We start from the raw sequence: 18382 nt of genomic DNA, 5'->3' as shown, positions 1-18382 counted from the left end.
GCGGGTCAGGCGGCGACGACATCCACCGCTTCCGCAGGCGCCTTGATGGTCACCCGTCCCGTCGGCACACCCGCCACCGAAGAAACAGAGACGGAATTGAGCCTGGGGCGCACCGGTACGGGTACCGGGTCGCCGGCTGCTGCCGACTCGGCCAGTTCAGCCAGCGACAGATCATCGCTCACTTCACGCATGAGCTCGGACATCCGTACGTCAAGCGCGTCGCAAATGGCGGAGAGCAGTTCGGAGGATGCCTCCTTCTGCCCCCGCTCCACCTCGGAGAGATAGCCGAGCGAAACTCGGGCGGACGAGGAGACTTCGCGCAGAGTACGGCCTTGGCGCTGGCGCTGCCGACGCAGCACGTCACCAAGCAGGCGACGGAGCAGAATCATCGGTGGCTCCCTCCTCGGACCGCGTAGCCGCATCCTTCACGCCCCACCGTACCGCCTAGCGCCGCGGCCGTGCGGGGAGCGATGTCGTGTTCACTCAGGGCTGCAAACATCAATTCCCCCCGATCTGTTCCGTATGCTGTGCGCTCGCGTACCCGCAGAGTTCGCCGCAGAGCAGATCGAGCACGCTCCGTACGCTCTCATTACGGATGTCCGCTCGTCCGCCGTTCAACCGCAGTGTGGCCACTTTCGCCTCACCATCAGGCCCACAGGCTGCGACGAAGACCGTTCCCACCGGCCGGCCGTCCTGCGGCTCGGGGCCGGCTACTCCGGTCGTGGCCAGCCCCCAGTCGGATCCGAGGGCCCGGCGTACGCCTGCGGCCATCTGGCGGGCCACCTCGGGGTCCACCGCGCCGCGCGACGCGAGAAGGGCCGGATCCACACCCAGGACTTCACTCTTGAGGGGGGTCGCATAGGCCGTCACCGACCCGCGGAAGGAGTGCGAGGCACCGGGTACGGACGTCAACTCGGCGGCCACCAGGCCGCCGGTCAGGGACTCCGCCACTGCCAGGGTCTCCCCCCGCTCGACGAGCAGTCGCAGCACCCGGGCCGCGACTGTCACCGCTCGGCCTCCGCCGCTCCACGGGTCCCCGGGGCTCCGGAGACCCTGTCCGCGCCCCCGGGCGCCTCCGCAGCCGCCTCGACGGCCTCCTGCGCCGCGGCCGACCGCTCCGCCGCGAGCCCCTGGCGGCGCAGCACGATGGCCTGGCGCACGTAGTCCAGACCGGTGACGACCGTCAGCACGACAGCCACCGCCATCACCCAGAACCGCAGCGTCGCCAGCGGTCCGGTGAGCGCCAGGACGTACATCCCGACGGCGATGCCCTGCGACAGCGTCTTCATCTTCCCGCCGCGGCTGGCCGGGATCACCCCGTGCCGGATCACCCAGAACCGCAGCACGGTGATGCCGAGCTCGCGGAAGAGGATCACGCCCGTGACCCACCAGGGCAGATCGCCCAGGTACGACAGGCAGATCAGCGCGGCGCCCATGATCGCCTTGTCGGCGATCGGGTCGGCGATCTTCCCGAAGTCGGTGACCAGGTTGTAGGTGCGAGCCAGATGCCCGTCGAACAGGTCGGTGATCATCGCGATGGCGAAGGCCGCCCAGGCGAAGGAGCGCCACGCAGGGTCGTATCCGCCGTTGTGGAGCAGCAGCATGACGAAGCCTGGGACCAGCACCAGCCTCGCCATGGTGAGCAGGTTGGCGATGTTCCACAGGCTGGCCTGGTTGACGGCCGCAGTGCCCAGCTTCCCGCCGCGGACCGGCGTAGCGCCGGAGCCCCCTGTCGCGGATGCCGGCGCTCCGGTCATCTGGCCACCTCCGCAAGCTCACGGCATTCGGCCACCAGGTCGACTCCCTCGGTGCCCACTGCCTTTGCCTCGACCATACGGCCCGGGACGAGTCCCTCGCGTGCGGTGAAGAGCACCTGGCCGTCCGTTTCGGGAGCCTGGTGGGCGGCGCGGCCCACGGCACGCGACTCGTCCTCGGTCGCCTCGACCGATTCGACGAGCACCTGGAGCGTGTCTCCGACGCGCTCCTCGGCGCGCTGGGAGGTCAGCTCCTCGGCCAGCTGCGAGATGTGCGCCAGCCGTTCCGCGATGGTGTCGGCGTCCAGCTTGTTGCCGTATCCGACCGCCTCGGTGCCGTCCTCGTCGGAGTAGCCGAAGACGCCGATGGCGTCGAGACGCGCACCGGTGAGGAACCGTTCCAGCTCCGCCAGGTCCGCCTCGGTCTCGCCGGGGAAGCCGACGATGAAGTTGGAGCGGGCACCGGCCTGCGGCGCCTTGCTCCGGATGGTGTCCAGCAGCTCCAGGAAGCTGTCCGTGTCACCGAACCTGCGCATCGCGCGCAGCACGCCGGGGGCCGAGTGCTGGAAGGAGAGGTCGAAGTAGGGCGCGACCTTCGGCGTCGAGGTCAGTACGTCGATGAGGCCGGGCCGCATCTCGGCGGGCTGCAGGTAGCTGACCCGGATGCGCTCGATCCCGTCGACGTCGGCGAGCTCCGGGAGCAGCGTCTCCAGCAGCCGGATGTCACCGAGGTCCTTGCCGTAGGAGGTGTTGTTCTCGGAGACGAGCATGACCTCCTTGACGCCCTGCTCGGCCAGCCACCTGGTCTCACCCAGGACGTCCGAGGGGCGGCGCGAGATGAAGGAGCCGCGGAAGGACGGGATGGCGCAGAAGGAGCAGCGGCGGTCGCAGCCGGAGGCCAGCTTCACCGAGGCGACGGGGCTGGTGCCCAGTCGGCGGCGCAGGGGTGCCCTGGGGCCGGAGACGGGGGCGACGCCCTCCGGGAGGTCGGCGGGGGCCGGTACGGCCTCCTGGGCGTGGCCGGGCAGGGCCACGGTGGCGTCCTGGCGCTCGGCCGGGCTGATCGGGAGCAGCTTGCGGCGGTCGCGCGGGGTGTGCGAGGCGTGGATTCCGCCGTTGAGGATGGTCTGGAGGCGGTCCGAGATGTCTGCGTAGTCGTCGAATCCGAGGACTCCGTCCGCTTCCGGCAGGGCCTCGGCGAGGTCCTTGCCGTAGCGCTCGGCCATGCAGCCGACGGCGACGACGGCCTGGGTTCGGCCGTGGTCCTTCAGATCATTGGCTTCGAGCAGGGCATCGACGGAGTCCTTCTTGGCGGCCTCGACGAATCCACAGGTGTTGACCACGGCGACATCGGCATCGGAGGCATCCTCGACGAGCTCCCAGCCGTCCGCTGCCAAGCGGCCTGCGAGCTCCTCCGAGTCCACCTCGTTACGGGCGCAGCCAAGAGTGACAAGGGCGACGGTACGGCGTTCGGGCATGGGCTCAAGACTACTTTGTCCCGGCACTGGCCCCCGCGTGCAGGTTCCACGGTTACAGGGAGTGACAAAGCGGCGAGCACCCGGCGTGATGGCCGGGCGCTCGCCGCAGGGCGTGCACCGTGGAGCAGCGAGGTCAGCCGACCTCGGGGTCACCCTTGGTGTACGAGAGCCGCTCCACCTGACCGGGCTGGAACTGGTCCTCGACCTTCTTGCCGTTGACGAAGAGCTCGACCGACCCGGCGTCACCGAGGACGAGGTCGACCCGCTCCTTGTCCTGGAACGTCTTCGACTGGCCCTGCTGGAGCAGCCCGTCGAAGAGCAGCCGGCCGTTGTGGTCCTTGGCGGAGATCCAGCTCTTGCCCTGAGTGGCGCTGAGCCTGACCGTCACCTTGTCCTGCGGCGCCGCGGCGATGGCGCTGTCGGACGGGGCCGGCTTGGGGTCGGCGGGCTTGCTGCTCGCCGGTTTGGGGCTGGTCTTGGCCGACGTCGGGCCCTCGGCGACCTGGCCGGCCGTCGGGGAGTCGTCGCCGCCCTTGAAGAACGTGAAGCCGACGAACCCGACCACGGCGACGATCGCCGCGACCATGGCGGCGGTCCAGTTGGGCCGCCGGGGTTCGGAACGGATCCGCTCGGCCTCGAACAGCGGAGCCGCCGGCGTGGGCGAGGGACGGCCGCCGTGCTCGCCGTCGTACTGCGAGACCAGCGGTTCCGGATCGATGGCGACGGCACGTGCCAGCGTACGGATGTGGCCGCGCGCATACACGTCACCGCCGCAGCGGGAGAAGTCGTCGTCCTCGATCGCGTGCACGATGGGGATGCGCACCCGGGTGGACGTGCTGACCTCTTCGACCGTGAGACCTGCGGCGATACGAGCCTGCTGGAGCACTCGACCGATCGAAGGCCGGTCGTCTTCGGGGGAGTTGCCGATGGACACGGGGGCGCCTTTCGAGCGTGAGCCACCTGCTGGATGTTCAGTCTAGGGGGGGTGAGAAAGGGTGGGGCAACCGGGAGGGAGCACTTTGTACGCCATCAGATTCGAACAGAGCCTGATTCGCCGGACAGCCCCGCGGAAGGACATCCTGCTGTCCCTCCCTTCAACTTGACGTACGACCCGGCGAAACGGTTGCCCGCAAAACCCTCACGAACCGGTTTCCCCGCGAACCAGCGCCAACACCCCGTCGAGCTCGTCCGGCTTCACCATGACGTCGCGCGCCTTGGATCCCTCGCTGGGTCCGACGATGTTCCGGGACTCCATGAGGTCCATCAGCCGGCCTGCCTTGGCGAACCCCACCCGCAGCTTGCGCTGGAGCATCGAGGTGGATCCGAACTGGGTCGAGACGACCAGCTCGACGGCCTGGCAGAGCAGATCCAGGTCGTCGCCGATGTCCTCGTCGATCTCCTTCTTCTGCTTGGTGCCGACGACCACGTCCTCGCGGAACACCGGGGCCATCTGGTCCTTGCAGTGCTGGACCACCGCGGAGACCTCGTCCTCGGTGACGAAGGCGCCCTGCATACGGGTCGGCTTGTTCGCCCCCATCGGGAGGAACAGCCCGTCGCCCTTTCCGATGAGCTTCTCGGCTCCGGGCTGGTCGAGGATGACCCGGCTGTCCGCGAGCGAGGAGGTCGCGAAGGCGAGCCGGGAGGGCACGTTCGCCTTGATCAGACCGGTGACGACATCCACCGACGGCCGCTGGGTGGCGAGGACCAGATGGATACCGGCGGCCCGGGCCAGCTGGGTGATGCGGACGATCGAGTCCTCGACGTCACGCGGAGCCACCATCATCAGGTCGGCCAGCTCGTCGACGATCACCAGCAGGTACGGATACGGCGACAGCTCCCGTTCGCTGCCCTCCGGAGTCTTGAGCTTTCCGGTGCGCACGGCGTGGTTGAAGTCGTCGATGTGCCGGTACCCGAACGCGGCGAGGTCGTCGTAGCGCAGGTCCATCTCGCGCACGACCCACTGGAGGGCCTCGGCGGCCTTCTTGGGGTTGGTGATGATCGGCGTGATCAGGTGCGGGATGCCCTCGTACGCGGTCAGCTCGACGCGCTTGGGGTCGACCAGCACCATCCGGACGTCCTCCGGGGTCGCCCTTATCATCACGGAGGTGATCAGGCAGTTGATGCAGGAGGACTTTCCGGAGCCGGTCGCACCGGCCACCAGGACGTGCGGCATCTTCGCCAGGTTGGCCATCTCGTAGCCGCCCTCGACGTTCTTGCCGAGTGCGACCAGCATGGGGTGGTCGTCCTCGGCGGCGTCCGCGAGGCGCAGCACATCACCGAGGTTGACCATCTCGCGGTCGCTGTTGGGGATCTCGATGCCGACCGCGGACTTCCCCGGGATCGGGGAGATGATCCGGACGTCCGGGCTGGCGACGGCGTACGCGATGTTCTTGGCGAGCGCCGTGATCCGCTCGACCTTCACGGCCGGGCCGAGCTCCACCTCGTACCGCGTCACCGTGGGCCCGCGGGTGAAACCGGTGACGGCCGCGTCGACCTTGAACTCGGTGAAGACGGTGGTCAGCGACGCGACGATCGCGTCGTTGGCGGCGCTGCGGGTCTTGCCGGGGCCGCCGCGCTCCAGCAGGTCGAGCGAGGGCAGTGAGTACGTGATGTCGCCGGAGAGCTGGAGCTGCTCGGCGCGGGACGGCAGCGGCTGCGACTCCGACCGCTCGGGCGCCGGCTTGGTCAGGTCGGGTACGCCACCGGAGGGCGAGGACGCCTTCTCCCCGGGCCTCCGGGCGGGCTCGGCCTCCCTGGCCCCCGGCACCGGGGTGCCGGTGCGCTCACGGTCCACGGAGACGCCCTGGGTGAGGTCCGCGACGACGGGCGAGGGCGGCATGCCGTTGAGCACGGCGCCGTCCAGCGCGGCGGCAGCGGCGGCGGCGACGTCCACCGCGTCCATGGTGCGGTTCATCGCGGGCTGCGCGGAGGGCCGGCGCGGCCGGCTGCGGCGCTTGGCGAGGGCTTCGGCCTCGACCTGATCGGTGTCGTACACCTCGGACGGCTCGGGCGCAGCGGAACGCCGGGGGGAGCGCCGGGAGCCGGCCGGCAGCGCCTCGCGCCACTGCTCGTCGTACCGCTCGTCGTCGCTCTCGTCCTGCGCGTCGGGGTCGTACACGGGGTCGACGATGCCCAGCCAGACACCGAGCTGCCGCAGCCGCTGCGGAATGGCGTTCACCGGGGTCGCCGTGACAACGAGCAGCCCGAAGACCGTGAGCAGCAGGAGCAGCGGGACGGCGAGCACCTCGCCCATGGTGAAGATCAGCGGTTTGGACGCGGCCCAGCCGATCAGCCCTCCCGCGTCCTGCATGGCCTCGGTGCCGTCCTCGCGCCCGGGTGATCCGCAGGCGATGTGGACCTGACCGAGGATCCCGATGACCAGCGCGGACAGTCCGATGACGATCCGGCCGTTGGCCTCGGGCTTCTCGGGATAGAGGATCAGCCGTACGGCGATGGCGCCCAGCAGTATCGGTACGAGCAGGTCGAGCCGGCCGAAGGCCCCGGTGACGAGCATCTCGACGAGGTCGCCGACGGGACCGCGCAGATTCGACCAGGTGCCGGCGGCGACGATCAGCGCGAGGCCGAGCAGCAGCAGTGCGACACCGTCCTTGCGGTGCGCGGGGTCGAGCCCCTTGGCGCCGCGCCCTATGCCGCGGAACATCGCGCCGATGGCGTGTGCCGCACCGAGCCACACAGCGCGCACCAGGCGGTACACACCGCCGGTGGGCGAGGGCGCCGGTCTGGGAGCGGCCGCCTTCTTGGCCACCGCCTTCTTCGGGGGCGCGCCCTTCCTGGCAGCTGCCTTCTTCGCGGGCGCGGCTTTCTTCGCCGGACCCGGGCCACCGCCGACGCGCTTCGCGGTGCCCGCCGTGCCCTGGGAACCCTTGCCGGACGTACGTGAGGCCATGGGCCGAGGTTACCGGTGTCCGCGGCCGTGAACACGTGCGCGTGCCCGTTCACCCGACCGTGTCGCCCTGCGGAGGACCCGAACTGACGCGCCCTCATCCGTCCCGCACCGCACCCGGACCACCGACCGGCCCACCCCGGAGGCCAGTTGCCACCGTCGGGGCGTGAAGACACCGGACGGGAAAGGGCGGTACGGGCGGGGACCCGACGCGTTACGAGGGAAGTGGGGCCGGTCCGCCGTTGGTGCCGGGCTCCAGGGCGTCCAGCGCCCGGCGCAGCCCGGTCAGCTTCCGTTCGAGATGGGCGGCGGTGGCCACCGCTCCGGCGTCCGCCGACTCGTCGTCGAGCTGCTTGGACAGCGCCTCGGCCTGCTCCTCGACGGCCGCGAGCCGTGCGGAGAGTTCGGCCAGCAGGCCGGCGGGCTCCTTCTCGTGGTTCGCACCGGCGGGCACGCCGCCTTCGAGCTGGAGCCGCAGCAGCGCCGCCTGCTCCCGGAGCTGGCAGTTCTTCATGTACAGCTCGACGAAGACCGAGACCTTCGCACGCAGCACCCACGGGTCGAACGGCTTCGAGATGTAGTCCACCGCGCCGGCCGCATAACCCCGGAAGGTGTGATGCGGACCGTGATTGATCGCGGTGAGGAAGATGATCGGGATGTCCCGGGTCCGTTCCCGCCGCTTGATGTGCGCGGCGGTTTCGAAACCGTCCATGCCCGGCATCTGCACATCCAGCAGAATGACCGCAAAGTCGTCCGTGAGCAGCGCTTTGAGCGCTTCCTCCCCTGACGATGCCCGCACCAGTGTCTGATCGAGCGCAGAGAGGATGGCCTCCAGCGCCAGCAGATTCTCCGGCCGGTCATCGACCAGGAGGATCTTGGCCTTCGGCACCATGGCCCGTCCTCCTCGCCCCGGAATTGCACCGGGCGCCGCCCCAAGGGACGACTCCCTTACGCCGTCCGTCCTTGTGCCGGTCATGGTAGCCGCACCCCGCCCGTCACCACACCCTGTCACCGCGATGTCACTGTGCACATACCAGAAACGCGGCGAGAGACCAAAAGGTTCCCCGGAAACCGCGCTCCCACACCACTTCGGACAGACTCGATCAACAAATCATCATTGATTCGCTCAATCGGCGATCACTCTCCGCGCATCCATCCCTCCATGACGGAAAGAAGATGATCAGGGTCGACCGGCTTGGTGACGTAGTCGGAGGCTCCGGACTCGATCGCCTTCTCCCGGTCGCCCTTCATCGCCTTGGCCGTCAGCGCGACGATCGGCAGCCCCGCGAACTGCGGCATCCTGCGGATGGCGGATGTCGTCGCGTAGCCGTCCATCTCCGGCATCATGATGTCCATCAGCACGACCGTCACATCGTCGTGCTGTTCGAGGACTTCGATCCCCTCGCGCCCGTTCTCCGCGTACAGAACCGCCAGCCCGTGCTGCTCCAGCACGCTGGTGAGCGCGAAGACGTTCCGGATGTCGTCGTCGACGATCAGCACCTTCTCGCCGCTGAACCGGTAGGTCCTGCGGACCTCGGGCTCCTCCTGGACCGCAGGCGTCCAAGGCTCCTGCGGGGCGCTCTGGGCGGCCTGGGAGGCCGCGGGGGCCGCCGGCAGCGCGGGCTGCTGCCCGGAGCCGTCCAGAGCCTTGCGGCGGCGCCTGAACAGCCCTGCCGCGCCGCTCTGATCGTGGCCGCCCCCCTGGCGGTCCATCTCCCGTCCGAAGTCCTGGAAGCTCTCTCCGAGCCCCTGACCGGCCTCGGGCAGCCGCCCGCCCCCGACCGGGGCACCGTGCATCTCGATGGGCCCGGGGCCGATCTGCGGGTAGCCCTGCGGCGGGAGTTCGCTCGGGTGCAGCGGCAGGTACAGCGTGAACGTCGAGCCCCGGCCGGGCTCGCTCGCCGCGTGGATCTCGCCGCCCAGCAGGCGGGCGATCTCCCGGCTGATGGAGAGGCCGAGGCCCGTACCGCCGTACTTGCGGCTGGTCGTGCCGTCCGCCTGCTTGAATGCCTCGAAGATCACCAGCATCTTGCTGGATGCGATCCCGATTCCGGTGTCGGTCACCGAGAACGCGATCAGGTCGGCGTCGGCGTCACGCAGTGAACCGGCCTCCAGCAGCTGTTCGCGGATGGCGTTCGGCACCTCCGCCCCCGCGTGCCGGATCACCAGCTCGACAGCACCGCTGTCGGTGAACTTCACCGCGTTGGACAGGAGGTTGCGCAGCACCTGGAGCAGCCGCTGTTCGTCGGTGTGCAGCGTCGCCGGCAGTTCCGGCGACACCCGGACGGAGAAATCGAGGCCCTTTTCCGCGGTGAGCGGCCGGAATGTCGCCTCCACGTAATCGACCAGCTGAACCAGCGCGATCCGGGTGGGGCTGACGTCCATCTTGCCCGCCTCGACCTTCGACAGATCGAGGATGTCGTTGATCAGCTGCAGCAGATCGGACCCCGCGCCGTGGATCGTCTCGGCGAATTCCACCTGCTTCGGTGACAGGTTGCCCTCGGCGTTGTCCGCCAGCAATTTGGCCAGAATGAGCAGCGAGTTGAGCGGCGTACGCAGCTCGTGCGACATGTTGGCGAGGAACTCCGACTTGTAGCGCATCGAGACCGCGAGCTGCTCGGCGCGCTCCTCCAGGACCTGTCGCGCCTCCTCGATCTCGGTGTTCTTGACCTCGATGTCGCGGTTCTGCTGGGCGAGCAGCTCGGCCTTCTCCTCCAGTTCCGCGTTGGACGCCTGGAGGGCTTTCTGCCGGTTCTCCAACTCCTGGGAACGGTCGCGCAATTGCTCGGTCAGTTCCTGGGACTGCTCCAGCAGCTTCTCGGTCGTCGTGTTGACGCTGATGGTGTTGACGCTCGTGGCGATCATCTCGGCGAGCTGGTTGAGGAAGTCCCGCTGGATATGGGTGAACGGCTGGAACGAGGCCAGTTCGATCACTCCGAGCACCTTCCCCTCGAAGAGCACCGGCAGCACGATCACATGCGCGGGCGGCGCCTCACCGAGGCCGGAGGAGATCTTCAGGTAGCCCGGCGGGACGTTGTCCACCTGGATCGTCCGCTTCTCCTCCGCGGCCGTGCCGATGAGCGTCTCACCGGGCCGGAAGGACGTCGGCATGGAGCCGGCGGAGTAGCCGTAGCTGCCCCGCATCCGGAGCACGTACGCGCCCTCCTTGTCGCCCTCGGCACCCAGCGCGTCGGTGTCGCCGGTGGCCATGGCCAGGAAGAACGCGCCGTGCTGCGCGGAAACGACCGGGGTCAGCTCGCTCATGATCAGTGAGGCCACGTCGTCGAGATCGCGCCGCCCCTGCATCAGGCCGGAGATCCGGGCGAGGTTGCCCTTGAGCCAGTCCTGCTCCTTGTTGGTCGCCGTGGTGTCGCGCAGGTTGGCGATCATCGTGTTGATGTTGCCCTGAAGGGCCTGGATCTCGCCGGCGGCGTCCACGTCGATCTTCAGGTTGAGGTCGCCGCGGGTCACCGCGGTGGCGACGGCCGCGATGGCGCGCACCTGACGGGTCAGGTTGCCTGCCATCTCGTTCACGGACTCGGTGAGGTCGCGCCAGGTGCCGTCGACGCCCCGGACCCGTGCCTGGCCGCCCAGCTGCCCCTCGGTACCCACTTCGCGGGCCACCCGGGTGACCTGCTCGGCGAACGAGGACAGCTGGTCGACCATCGTGTTGATGGTGTTCTTCAGCTCCTGGATCTCACCGCGGGCATCGATGTCGATCTTCTTGGTGAGATCGCCCTTCGCGATGGCCGTGGTGACGGTGGCGATCTGGCGCACCTGACCGGTCAGGTTGGACGCCATCGAGTTCACGGACTCGGTGAGATCCTTCCAGGTACCGGCGACCCCGGGGACGCGTGCCTGGCCGCCCAGTTCGCCCTCGGTACCCACCTCGCGGGCGACTCGCGTCACCTCGTCCGCGAACGAGGACAGGGTCGTCACCATCGTGTTGACGGTGTCCGCCAGTTCGGCCACCTCACCGCGAGCCTCGACGGTGACCTTCTTCGTCAGATCGCCGTTGGCGACGGCGGAGGAGACCCGGGAGATGTTCCGCACCTGGCTGGTCAGGTTGTTGGCCATCAGGTTGACGTTCTCGCTGAGGTCCTTCCAGATGCCCGTGGCCCCGCGCACCCGGGCCTGGCCGCCGAGGATGCCCTCGGTACCCACCTCCCGGGCGACCCGCGTCACCTCGTCACCGAAGTTCATCAGCTGGTCGACCATCGTGTTGACGGTCGTGACCAGTTCGAGGATCTCGCCCTTGGCGTCGACGGTGATCTTCTTGGAGAGATCGCCCTTGGCGACCGCGGTGGTGACCTCGGCGATGTTGCGGACCTGGAGGGTCAGGTTGTTGGCCATGCCGTTGACGGACTGCGTGAGGTCCTTCCACGTACCGGACACGCCCTGCACCTCGGCCTGACCGCCGAGAATGCCCTCCGTGCCCACCTCGCGGGCGACCCTGGTCACCTGCTCCGCGAAGTTCGAGAGCTGGTCGACCATCGTGTTGAGGGTGTTCTTCAGCTCCAGGATCTCGCCGCGCGCGTCCACGTCGATCTTCTGCGACAGGTCACCGCGCGCCACCGCCGTGGCGACCTGCGCGATGTTACGGACCTGAGCGGTGAGGTTCCCCGCCATGCCGTTCACCGAGTCGGTCAGGTCCCGCCACACCCCGGCCACGCCGGGCACCTGCGCCTGGCCGCCGAGCCGCCCGTCCGTGCCCACCTCGCGGGCCACCCGGGTCACCTGCTCGGCGAAGGCGGAGAGCTGGTCGACCATCGTGTTGATGGTGTTCTTCAGCTCCAGGATCTCGCCGCGCGCGTCCACGTCGATCTTCTGCGACAGGTCGCCCCGCGCGACCGCGGTGGTCACCTGGGCGATCTGGCGCACCTGGGAGGTCAGGTTCCCCGCCATGAAGTTGACGGAGTCGGTGAGCTCCTTCCACGTACCGGAGACGCCGTCGACGCGCGCCTGGCCGCCGAGGCGGCCCTCCGTGCCCACGTCCCGCGCCATCCGCGTCACCTGATCCGCGAACGACGACAGCTGCGCCACCATCGTGTTCACGGTGTTCTTCAGTTCGAGCATCTCGCCCGCGACATCGACGGTGACCTTCTGCGACAGGTCGCCGTTGGCGACCGCCGTCGTCACCTGCGCGATGTCCCGCACCTGGCCCGTCAGGTTCCGGAACGCCGTGTTCACGGAGTCCGTGAGGTCCTTCCAGGTACCGGCCGCACCGGGCACCTCCGCCTGGCCGCCCAGCCGGCCCTCGACGCCGACCTCCCGGGCCACCCGGGTCACTTCGGAACCGAATGACTGGAGCTGGTCGACCATCGTGTTGACGGTGTTCTTGAGTTCGAGCATCTCGCCGGCCACGTCGACCGTGACCTTCTGCGTCATGTCACCGCTGGCCACCGCCGTGGTCACCTGCGCGATGTCCCGCACCTGGGTCGTCAGGTTGCGGAAGACGGTGTTCACCGAGTCGGTGAGGTCCTTCCACGTCCCGGCGGCACCCGGTACCTGCGCCTGGCCGCCGAGCACACCCCCGCCGCCGACCTCGCTCGCCACTCGCGTGACCTCGTCGGCGAAGGTGCGCAGCGTCTCGGTCATCTGGTTGATGGTCTCGGCGAGCTGGGCGACCTCGCCGCGCGCGCTCACCCGGACCTTCTGCGACAGGTCGCCGTTGGCGACCGCCGTCGTCACCTCGGCGATGCCGCGCACCTGGGAGGTGAGGTTGCCCGCCATCGTGTTGACGGAGTCGGTCAGGTCCTTCCACACACCGGCCACGCCCGGCACGGTCGCCTGCCCGCCCAGCTCGCCCTCGGTGCCCACCTCGCGGGCGACGCGGGTCACCTCGGAGGAGAACGACGACAGCTGGTCGACCATGGTGTTCACGGTGTTCTTCAGCTGAAGCATCTCGCCGGCCACATGGACGGTGACCTTCCGCGACAGGTCGCCCTTGGCGACCGCCGTCGTCACCAGGGCGATGTCCCGCACCTGCGCGGTCAGCCGGTACGCCATGGTGTTCACGGAGTCCGTGAGGTCCTTCCAGGACCCGGACATGCCGCGCACCTGGGCCTGCCCGCCCAGCTTGCCCTCGGTCCCCACCTCGACCGCGACCCGCGTCACCTGCTCGGTGAACGCCGCCAGCTGGTCGACGAGGTTGTTGACCGTACGGGCGACCTTCAGGAACTCGCCGCGCAGCGGCCGTACCGTCTCGTCGGTGGTGTGCGAGCGGAGCTCCATCCGCTGCTCCAGGTCACCGTCGGCCACCGCCGACAGCACCCGCCCGACCTCCGACACCGGTCGCGCGAGATCGTCGACCAGCTCGTTGGAAGCGTCGATCGCGGCGGCCCAGGCCCCTTCGCAGGCGCCGGTCTCCAGCCGCTCGGTGAGCTTGCCCTCGCGCCCGACCACCCGTCGTACCCGGGCGAGCTCACCCGTGAGATGGACGTTGCGGTCGGCGACCTCGTTGAAGACGGCGGCGACCTCCGCCATCACACCGTCGCCGGAGACTGTCAGGCGCCTGCGGAAATTCCCGTCACGCATGGCCACCAGACCGGCCAGCAGTCTGTTGAGCGCTGCCGCGTCGACTTCGATGGTTCCATTGCGCTGCTTCTTCACGGACTGTCCGCCTTTAGTGCGCGTGCCTGTTCCCCGCGCCGCCACGCCAGACTCCACCGTGTCCCTCCCGCAGGGTTGACCGTATCGCTCGGTGCTTCTCTGGGAGCTTGCCCAGATCCTCAATGGCTCACCGCCACAGCCCACCGTTGACGGGTGACTATGCGGACGTCAAATCGTTGAAACCTACCAGGCCGGACCCGGTCGGGGTGGAACGTCCAATGGTTGCCCCACATACCTCTGTTGGGAAGCCCACACTTGTCCGGTCACAGGCCCGTATCCGTCCGTCCTTGCCAGAAGTCCGCCCTCGTGTACCCGGTACGCGAACGGAGCGTCTAGCCTGGCAAGCGAATCGAAGCAACTAAAAACGGGCACAGGACTCGGGGAAGCGACGAGACACCATATGGGGAGTGCTGTGATCACGGCGCGCGCGGCTGCCACCTTCGACCCGGTCGGGCGCTCCGTCGCGACCGCCCGCGCCTTTGTCCGCGACACCCTCCAGGGATGGGGATACACGGACGTCGTCGACGATGCCGTCGTCCTCACCAGCGAGCTGGTCACCAATGCGGTGGTCCACGCGGGCACCGCCGCAGATGTGTTGTGCCTTCGTACGGAGGACGGCGTCCGGGTCGAGATCTCGGACCACTATCCGGAACGGGAGATCCCGCTCCAGTCGACCGGTCCCGATTTCGGCAGCCCGGACCGGGAGGGCGGCCGCGGTCTGCTGCTGTGCGCCGCGCTCGCCTCGCGCTGGGGCGTCGAGTACTCCCCCGCGCACAAGCACGTCTGGTTCCAGCTCGACCTCCCCGACCGCCCGGTGGGCATCCGTTCCGCGGGCCCACTGCTCCCCGTCGGCCTGCTCCCGGTCACCGACGAACGTGTTCGGGTCGCCGTCGTCCAGATCGACAGCCTCGGCGCCATCGCCGCGTGGAACGACGACGCCGCGTACCTGTTCGGTTACGCGGCGGACCAGGTCGTCGGCAAGCAGCTCACCGACCTCACCGCCTGGCCGCAGACCCCCGGAACCAACACCGGCATCGCCGACGCGCTCCGTCTCTCCCGCTGGGAGGGCAGCTACGGCATCCGGGGCGCCGACGGCCGCACGATCCCGGTCTACGGCTCCCACCTGCGCGTACGGGACACCCAGGGCGAACCGTCGACGGTCTGCCTCCTGGTCCGCGACTACGAGCGGGCGGTGCTCCAGTCACCGGTGCGCACGCCCGTCACCGACGCCGGCACGGAGAGCCGCAAGACGGACCCCTTCGAGGTCTTCATCGGCTCCCCAGCCCCCGACGACCTCGACGGCCTGCTCCAGCGCACCGTGGAGCGGGCCCGCGACATGCTCGACGCAGACGCGGCGTTCCTGCTGCTGGCCACCGACGACGAGACCGAGCTGGAGGTACGGGCCACGACCGGCCTGCCCTCAGCCCGCCAGCGCTTCGCCCGCGTCCCCGTGGAGGCCGGCACCGGGCGGTACGGCTCGGCCCGCATGCCCGCGGTCCACGAGGACCTCGACGCCGTCCCGGGCGCCGTCCCGCTCCTCGGTAACACCGGTATGCGTTCGGTGGTCACCGTCCCACTGAAGGTCGAGGGCCGTCTGACGGGCTCCCTGGGCGTCGCGGCGGAGGCGGCGGGCCGGTACTCGAACGAGGAGGCCCTGCGCCTCCAGTTCGCGGCGGACCGGATCGCGCTGGCCGTCGAGTCGGCCCGCCTGGGCGAACTGGAACGGCTGCGGCGCGGTTCCCTCTCCTTCCTCGTCGAGGCATCGGACCTCCTGGCGGGCACGCTCGACCGCGACCAGACCCTGGCCCTGATGGCCCAGATGACGGTCCCCACCCTGGCCACCTGGTGCGCCGTCTACACGATCGCCGACCAGTCCTCGGACCCGTACCTCTCGTACGTGCTGCACGAGGACGAGGAGCTCATCGACGGCCTCAAGGCCCTGCTCTCCAAGATCGCCCCGCCCGACCCGGTGCCGGCTCCCGGCGCCCGTTCCTGGTCGGCCCCTTCCGAGGCGGCCCATCAGGCGGCCCTGCGCACCTCCATGCGCAGCATCGGCCTCGGTGACGCGGGCAGCCTGGGCGCGGGCATCCGTACGACGCTCGCGACCGCGGCCGCGGTCGGCGGGGAGACGGTGGTCCTTCCGCTGGTCGCCCGCAACCGCGTCATCGGCATGCTCACGCTGGGCAAACCGTCCGACGACCATTTCCGCCAGGAGATCCTGGAACTGGCCGAGGACCTGTCCCGCCGGGCGGCCCTGGCACTCGACAACGCCCGCCTCTACTCGGAGCGCATGGCGATCAGCCAGTCCCTGCAGCGCAGCCTGCTGCCGCCGGGCCTGCCGGACGTGCCCAATGTCGAGATCGAGGTCATCTACCGGGCAGCCGGCGAGGGCAACGAGGTCGGCGGCGACTTCTACGACGTCTTCCCGATCCAGGACGGCGCCTACGGGTTCGCCATCGGTGACGTCTGCGGAACGGGTCCCGAGGCCGCAGCGGTGACGGGCCTGGCCCGCCACGCCCTGCGCCTGCTCGCACGTGAGGGCTTCGGCGGCCCCGCCGTCCTGGAGCGGCTCAACGCCGCCATCCTCGACGAGGGAGCCCGCAGCCGCTTCCTGACCCTGCTGTACGGGGAGCTGTGGCCCCAGGAGGACGGCAGCGCGCTGCTGAAGGTGGTCTGCGCGGGCCACCCGCTGCCGTTGCGGCTGCGCCAGGACGGGTCGGTCGAGGCAGCGGCCGACCCGCAGCCGCTGCTGGGCGTCATCGAGGACCTGGAGCTGTACGAGCAGACGGTGACTCTCGATCCGGGCGATGTCCTGCTGTGCGTGACCGACGGCGTCACCGAACGCCGTGAGGGCACCCGGATGCTCGGCGACGACGGTCTGGCGGACGTACTGGCCACCTGTACCGGCCTGACGGCCGGCGCGGTGGCGGCACGTATTCTGCGGGCGGTCGAGCGGTTCGCCGCGGACCCGGCCTCGGACGACATGGCCATCCTGGCGATGCGCGTCCCGGAGCCCCAGGCGGGTCGGGCTCTGCCGGGCGGTTCTGCGGACCGGTAGGACCGGTACGGCGCGCGGGGCAACGGGTGCCGGTAACGGCCTGCTCAGCCGGTGTGCGCCACCAAGGCGTCGATGAGGCGGGGCCAGAGCTCACGGGGGCGGTCGTGGCCCATGTCGGGGATCATCAGCAGTTCGGCGCCCGGTACCAGCTCTGCGGTGCGCCTCCCGCCGCCGGGGTCGATCAGGGTGTCGTCCAGTCCGTGGATCACCAGCGTCGGCGTGCGCAGTTCTCGGAGCGCGTCCGCGCGTGAACCGCTGAGGACCATCGCGCCGAGCTGTCGCCCGATTCCCGCGGGGTAGTAGGAGCGGTCGTAACTGTCGGCCGCCAGCTCCCGCAGCGCCACGGCATCGCCGTACCGCTTGGAGGCCCACACGAGCTCCTTCTCCGCCGCCGCGACATATCGCTCACGGTCTGCGGGCTTCGGGCTGAACAGGACCGCCTGGGCCTCCGGGCCGGCTGTCCCGTATTCGCTCTCGCCGGTCGAGGACATCATCGACGTCAGGGAGAGCACCCGCTCCGGGCAAGCGATTGCCATTGTCTGCGCGATCATCCCGCCCATCGAGGCACCGACCACGTGCGCGCGTTCGATGCCGAGCGCGGTGAGCAGACCGAGACCGTCATCGGCCATGTCGCGTAGCCGGTAGGGAACCATCGCCAGGGCGGCGGGGATGTCGCCCGAGGTGACGGCCGCGATGAACGCGCCCATGTCCACGGGGTAATCGTCGAACTTGGTGGACAGCCCGCAGTCGCGGTTGTCGTACCGGATCACGTAGCGGCCACGGTCTGCGAGCGCCCGGCAGAAGTCCTCGTGCCAGGCGAGCATCTGTGCCCCGAAACCCATCACGAGCAGAACCGGGGGGTCTTCGGGGTCCCCGAAGCTCTCGTACGCGATGGAGACCTCGGAAGACACGTCAATGAGCGACATGCGTGGAGCATGTCATCTCCGGCTGCGGCGCGCACTCAGAATTCTGGGCCTACCTGATACGCGAAAGGCCCCCACCACACGGTGGGGGCCTTTCGTCTGTACGAGCCCCAATGCGGAATCGAACCGCAGACCTTCTCCTTACCATGGAGACGCTCTACCGACTGAGCTATTGGGGCCTTGCTGCCCTGCGGCAACGAGCTAAAGCATACCCTGAATCGGAGGGTGCGCAAAACTGCCTGACATGCCATCACCCGGCCCTCGCCAAGGCCCGTCCGGGCCCGGACGGGCCTTGGCCGGCAGGCACACCAGGTACCGGGTGCCCGTTCGGGAACGCAGAAAAGCCCCGTGCCACAAGGGCACGGGGCTTAACTATTAAAAGGAGTTCGGCGGCGTCCTACTCTCCCACAGGGTCCCCCCTGCAGTACCATCGGCGCTGAAAGGCTTAGCTTCCGGGTTCGAAATGTAACCGGGCGTTTCCCTAACGCAATGACCACCGAAACACTATGAAATTAACCAACACCGGAACAAAACACGGCCGTTCGTTATTTCAGAACTAACACAGTGGACGCGAGCAACTGAGGACAAGCCCTCGGCCTATTAGTACCAGTCAGCTCCACCCGTTACCGGGCTTCCACATCTGGCCTATCAAC

At 69.0% G+C, this 18382-nt stretch carries 10 protein-coding genes, 1 tRNA gene and 2 rRNA genes; 1 reads left to right on the top strand and 12 read right to left on the bottom strand.

Going from position 1 to position 18382, the window contains the following annotated elements; all coding sequences use genetic code 11:
* Positions 1 to 5: 5 nt before the first annotated feature.
* The 8 genes from ACGFU6_RS08645 to ACGFU6_RS08610 form a co-directional block, all read right to left on the bottom strand.
* The gene (locus ACGFU6_RS08645) at positions 6 to 389 is read right to left on the bottom strand and encodes a helix-turn-helix domain-containing protein (protein ID WP_024492760.1); all 384 of its coding nucleotides are present in this window, start codon (positions 387 to 389) and stop codon (positions 6 to 8) included.
* 109 nt (positions 390 to 498) lie between these two features.
* Positions 499 to 1008, bottom strand: coding sequence for a CinA family protein (locus ACGFU6_RS08640; protein ID WP_393609096.1), 510 nt, complete (start codon positions 1006 to 1008; stop codon positions 499 to 501).
* Positions 1005 to 1757 (bottom strand): CDP-diacylglycerol--glycerol-3-phosphate 3-phosphatidyltransferase, encoded by a 753-nt coding sequence (gene pgsA / locus ACGFU6_RS08635; protein WP_393609094.1) that lies wholly within the window; start codon positions 1755 to 1757, stop codon positions 1005 to 1007. Before pgsA ends, ACGFU6_RS08640 begins: the two co-directional genes overlap by 4 nt.
* Positions 1754 to 3232, bottom strand: coding sequence for a 30S ribosomal protein S12 methylthiotransferase RimO (rimO, locus tag ACGFU6_RS08630; protein WP_393609092.1), 1479 nt, complete (start codon positions 3230 to 3232; stop codon positions 1754 to 1756). Before rimO ends, pgsA begins: the two co-directional genes overlap by 4 nt.
* Before the next feature lie 133 nt (positions 3233 to 3365).
* Positions 3366 to 4166 carry a helix-turn-helix domain-containing protein gene (locus ACGFU6_RS08625; RefSeq protein WP_393609091.1) on the bottom strand — a complete coding sequence of 267 codons (801 nt, stop codon included), beginning with the start codon at positions 4164 to 4166 and terminating at the stop codon, positions 3366 to 3368.
* A 204-nt stretch (positions 4167 to 4370) separates the two neighbouring features.
* Positions 4371 to 7139 carry a DNA translocase FtsK gene (locus tag ACGFU6_RS08620; protein ID WP_393609090.1) on the bottom strand — a complete coding sequence of 923 codons (2769 nt, stop codon included), beginning with the start codon at positions 7137 to 7139 and terminating at the stop codon, positions 4371 to 4373.
* A gap of 211 nt (positions 7140 to 7350) precedes the next feature.
* The gene (locus tag ACGFU6_RS08615) at positions 7351 to 8028 is read right to left on the bottom strand and encodes a two-component system response regulator (RefSeq protein ID WP_123526892.1); all 678 of its coding nucleotides are present in this window, start codon (positions 8026 to 8028) and stop codon (positions 7351 to 7353) included.
* Positions 8029 to 8273: 245 nt separating this feature from the next.
* On the bottom strand, positions 8274 to 13748 hold the full coding sequence (locus ACGFU6_RS08610; RefSeq protein ID WP_393609089.1) for a HAMP domain-containing protein: 5475 nt from the start codon (positions 13746 to 13748) through the stop codon (positions 8274 to 8276).
* A gap of 400 nt (positions 13749 to 14148) precedes the next feature.
* On the opposite strand from ACGFU6_RS08610, the gene ACGFU6_RS08605 reads away from it, so the two are divergent.
* Positions 14149 to 16806 carry a SpoIIE family protein phosphatase gene (locus ACGFU6_RS08605; RefSeq protein WP_393609087.1) on the top strand — a complete coding sequence of 886 codons (2658 nt, stop codon included), beginning with the start codon at positions 14149 to 14151 and terminating at the stop codon, positions 16804 to 16806.
* Positions 16807 to 16850: 44 nt separating this feature from the next.
* Here the strand turns inward: ACGFU6_RS08605 and ACGFU6_RS08600 are convergent, their stop codons facing one another.
* The 4 genes from ACGFU6_RS08600 to ACGFU6_RS08585 form a co-directional block, all read right to left on the bottom strand.
* On the bottom strand, positions 16851 to 17732 hold the full coding sequence (locus tag ACGFU6_RS08600; RefSeq protein ID WP_393609085.1) for an alpha/beta fold hydrolase: 882 nt from the start codon (positions 17730 to 17732) through the stop codon (positions 16851 to 16853).
* A 103-nt stretch (positions 17733 to 17835) separates the two neighbouring features.
* A tRNA-Thr gene (locus tag ACGFU6_RS08595) sits at positions 17836 to 17908 on the bottom strand.
* Between the two features lie 205 nt (positions 17909 to 18113).
* Positions 18114 to 18230 (bottom strand): 5S ribosomal RNA (gene rrf / locus ACGFU6_RS08590).
* Positions 18231 to 18309: 79 nt separating this feature from the next.
* Positions 18310 to 18382 (bottom strand): 23S ribosomal RNA (locus ACGFU6_RS08585); the annotation flags it as partial.

The sequence above is a fragment of the Streptomyces sp. NPDC048462 genome, assembly GCF_043200175.1.
Classification (GTDB): Bacteria; Actinomycetota; Actinomycetes; order Streptomycetales; family Streptomycetaceae; genus Streptomyces.
Note: the sequence above shows the minus strand (reverse complement) of the source record. Positions and strands in the feature narration are given on the sequence as shown.

Bases quoted from the DNA above. Each gene is read 5' to 3' on its own strand.
- ACGFU6_RS08645 (WP_024492760.1), bottom strand. From the start codon at position 389: ATGATTCTGCTCCGTCGCCTGCTTGGTGACGTGCTGCGTCGGCAGCGC.
- pgsA (WP_393609094.1), bottom strand. From the start codon at position 1,757: ATGACCGGAGCGCCGGCATCCGCGACAGGGGGCTCCGGCGCTACGCCG.
- rimO (WP_393609092.1), bottom strand. From the start codon at position 3,232: ATGCCCGAACGCCGTACCGTCGCCCTTGTCACTCTTGGCTGCGCCCGT.
- ACGFU6_RS08620 (WP_393609090.1), bottom strand. From the start codon at position 7,139: ATGGCCTCACGTACGTCCGGCAAGGGTTCCCAGGGCACGGCGGGCACC.
- ACGFU6_RS08615 (WP_123526892.1), bottom strand. From the start codon at position 8,028: ATGGTGCCGAAGGCCAAGATCCTCCTGGTCGATGACCGGCCGGAGAAT.
- ACGFU6_RS08605 (WP_393609087.1), top strand. From the start codon at position 14,149: ATGGGGAGTGCTGTGATCACGGCGCGCGCGGCTGCCACCTTCGACCCG.
- ACGFU6_RS08600 (WP_393609085.1), bottom strand. From the start codon at position 17,732: ATGTCGCTCATTGACGTGTCTTCCGAGGTCTCCATCGCGTACGAGAGC.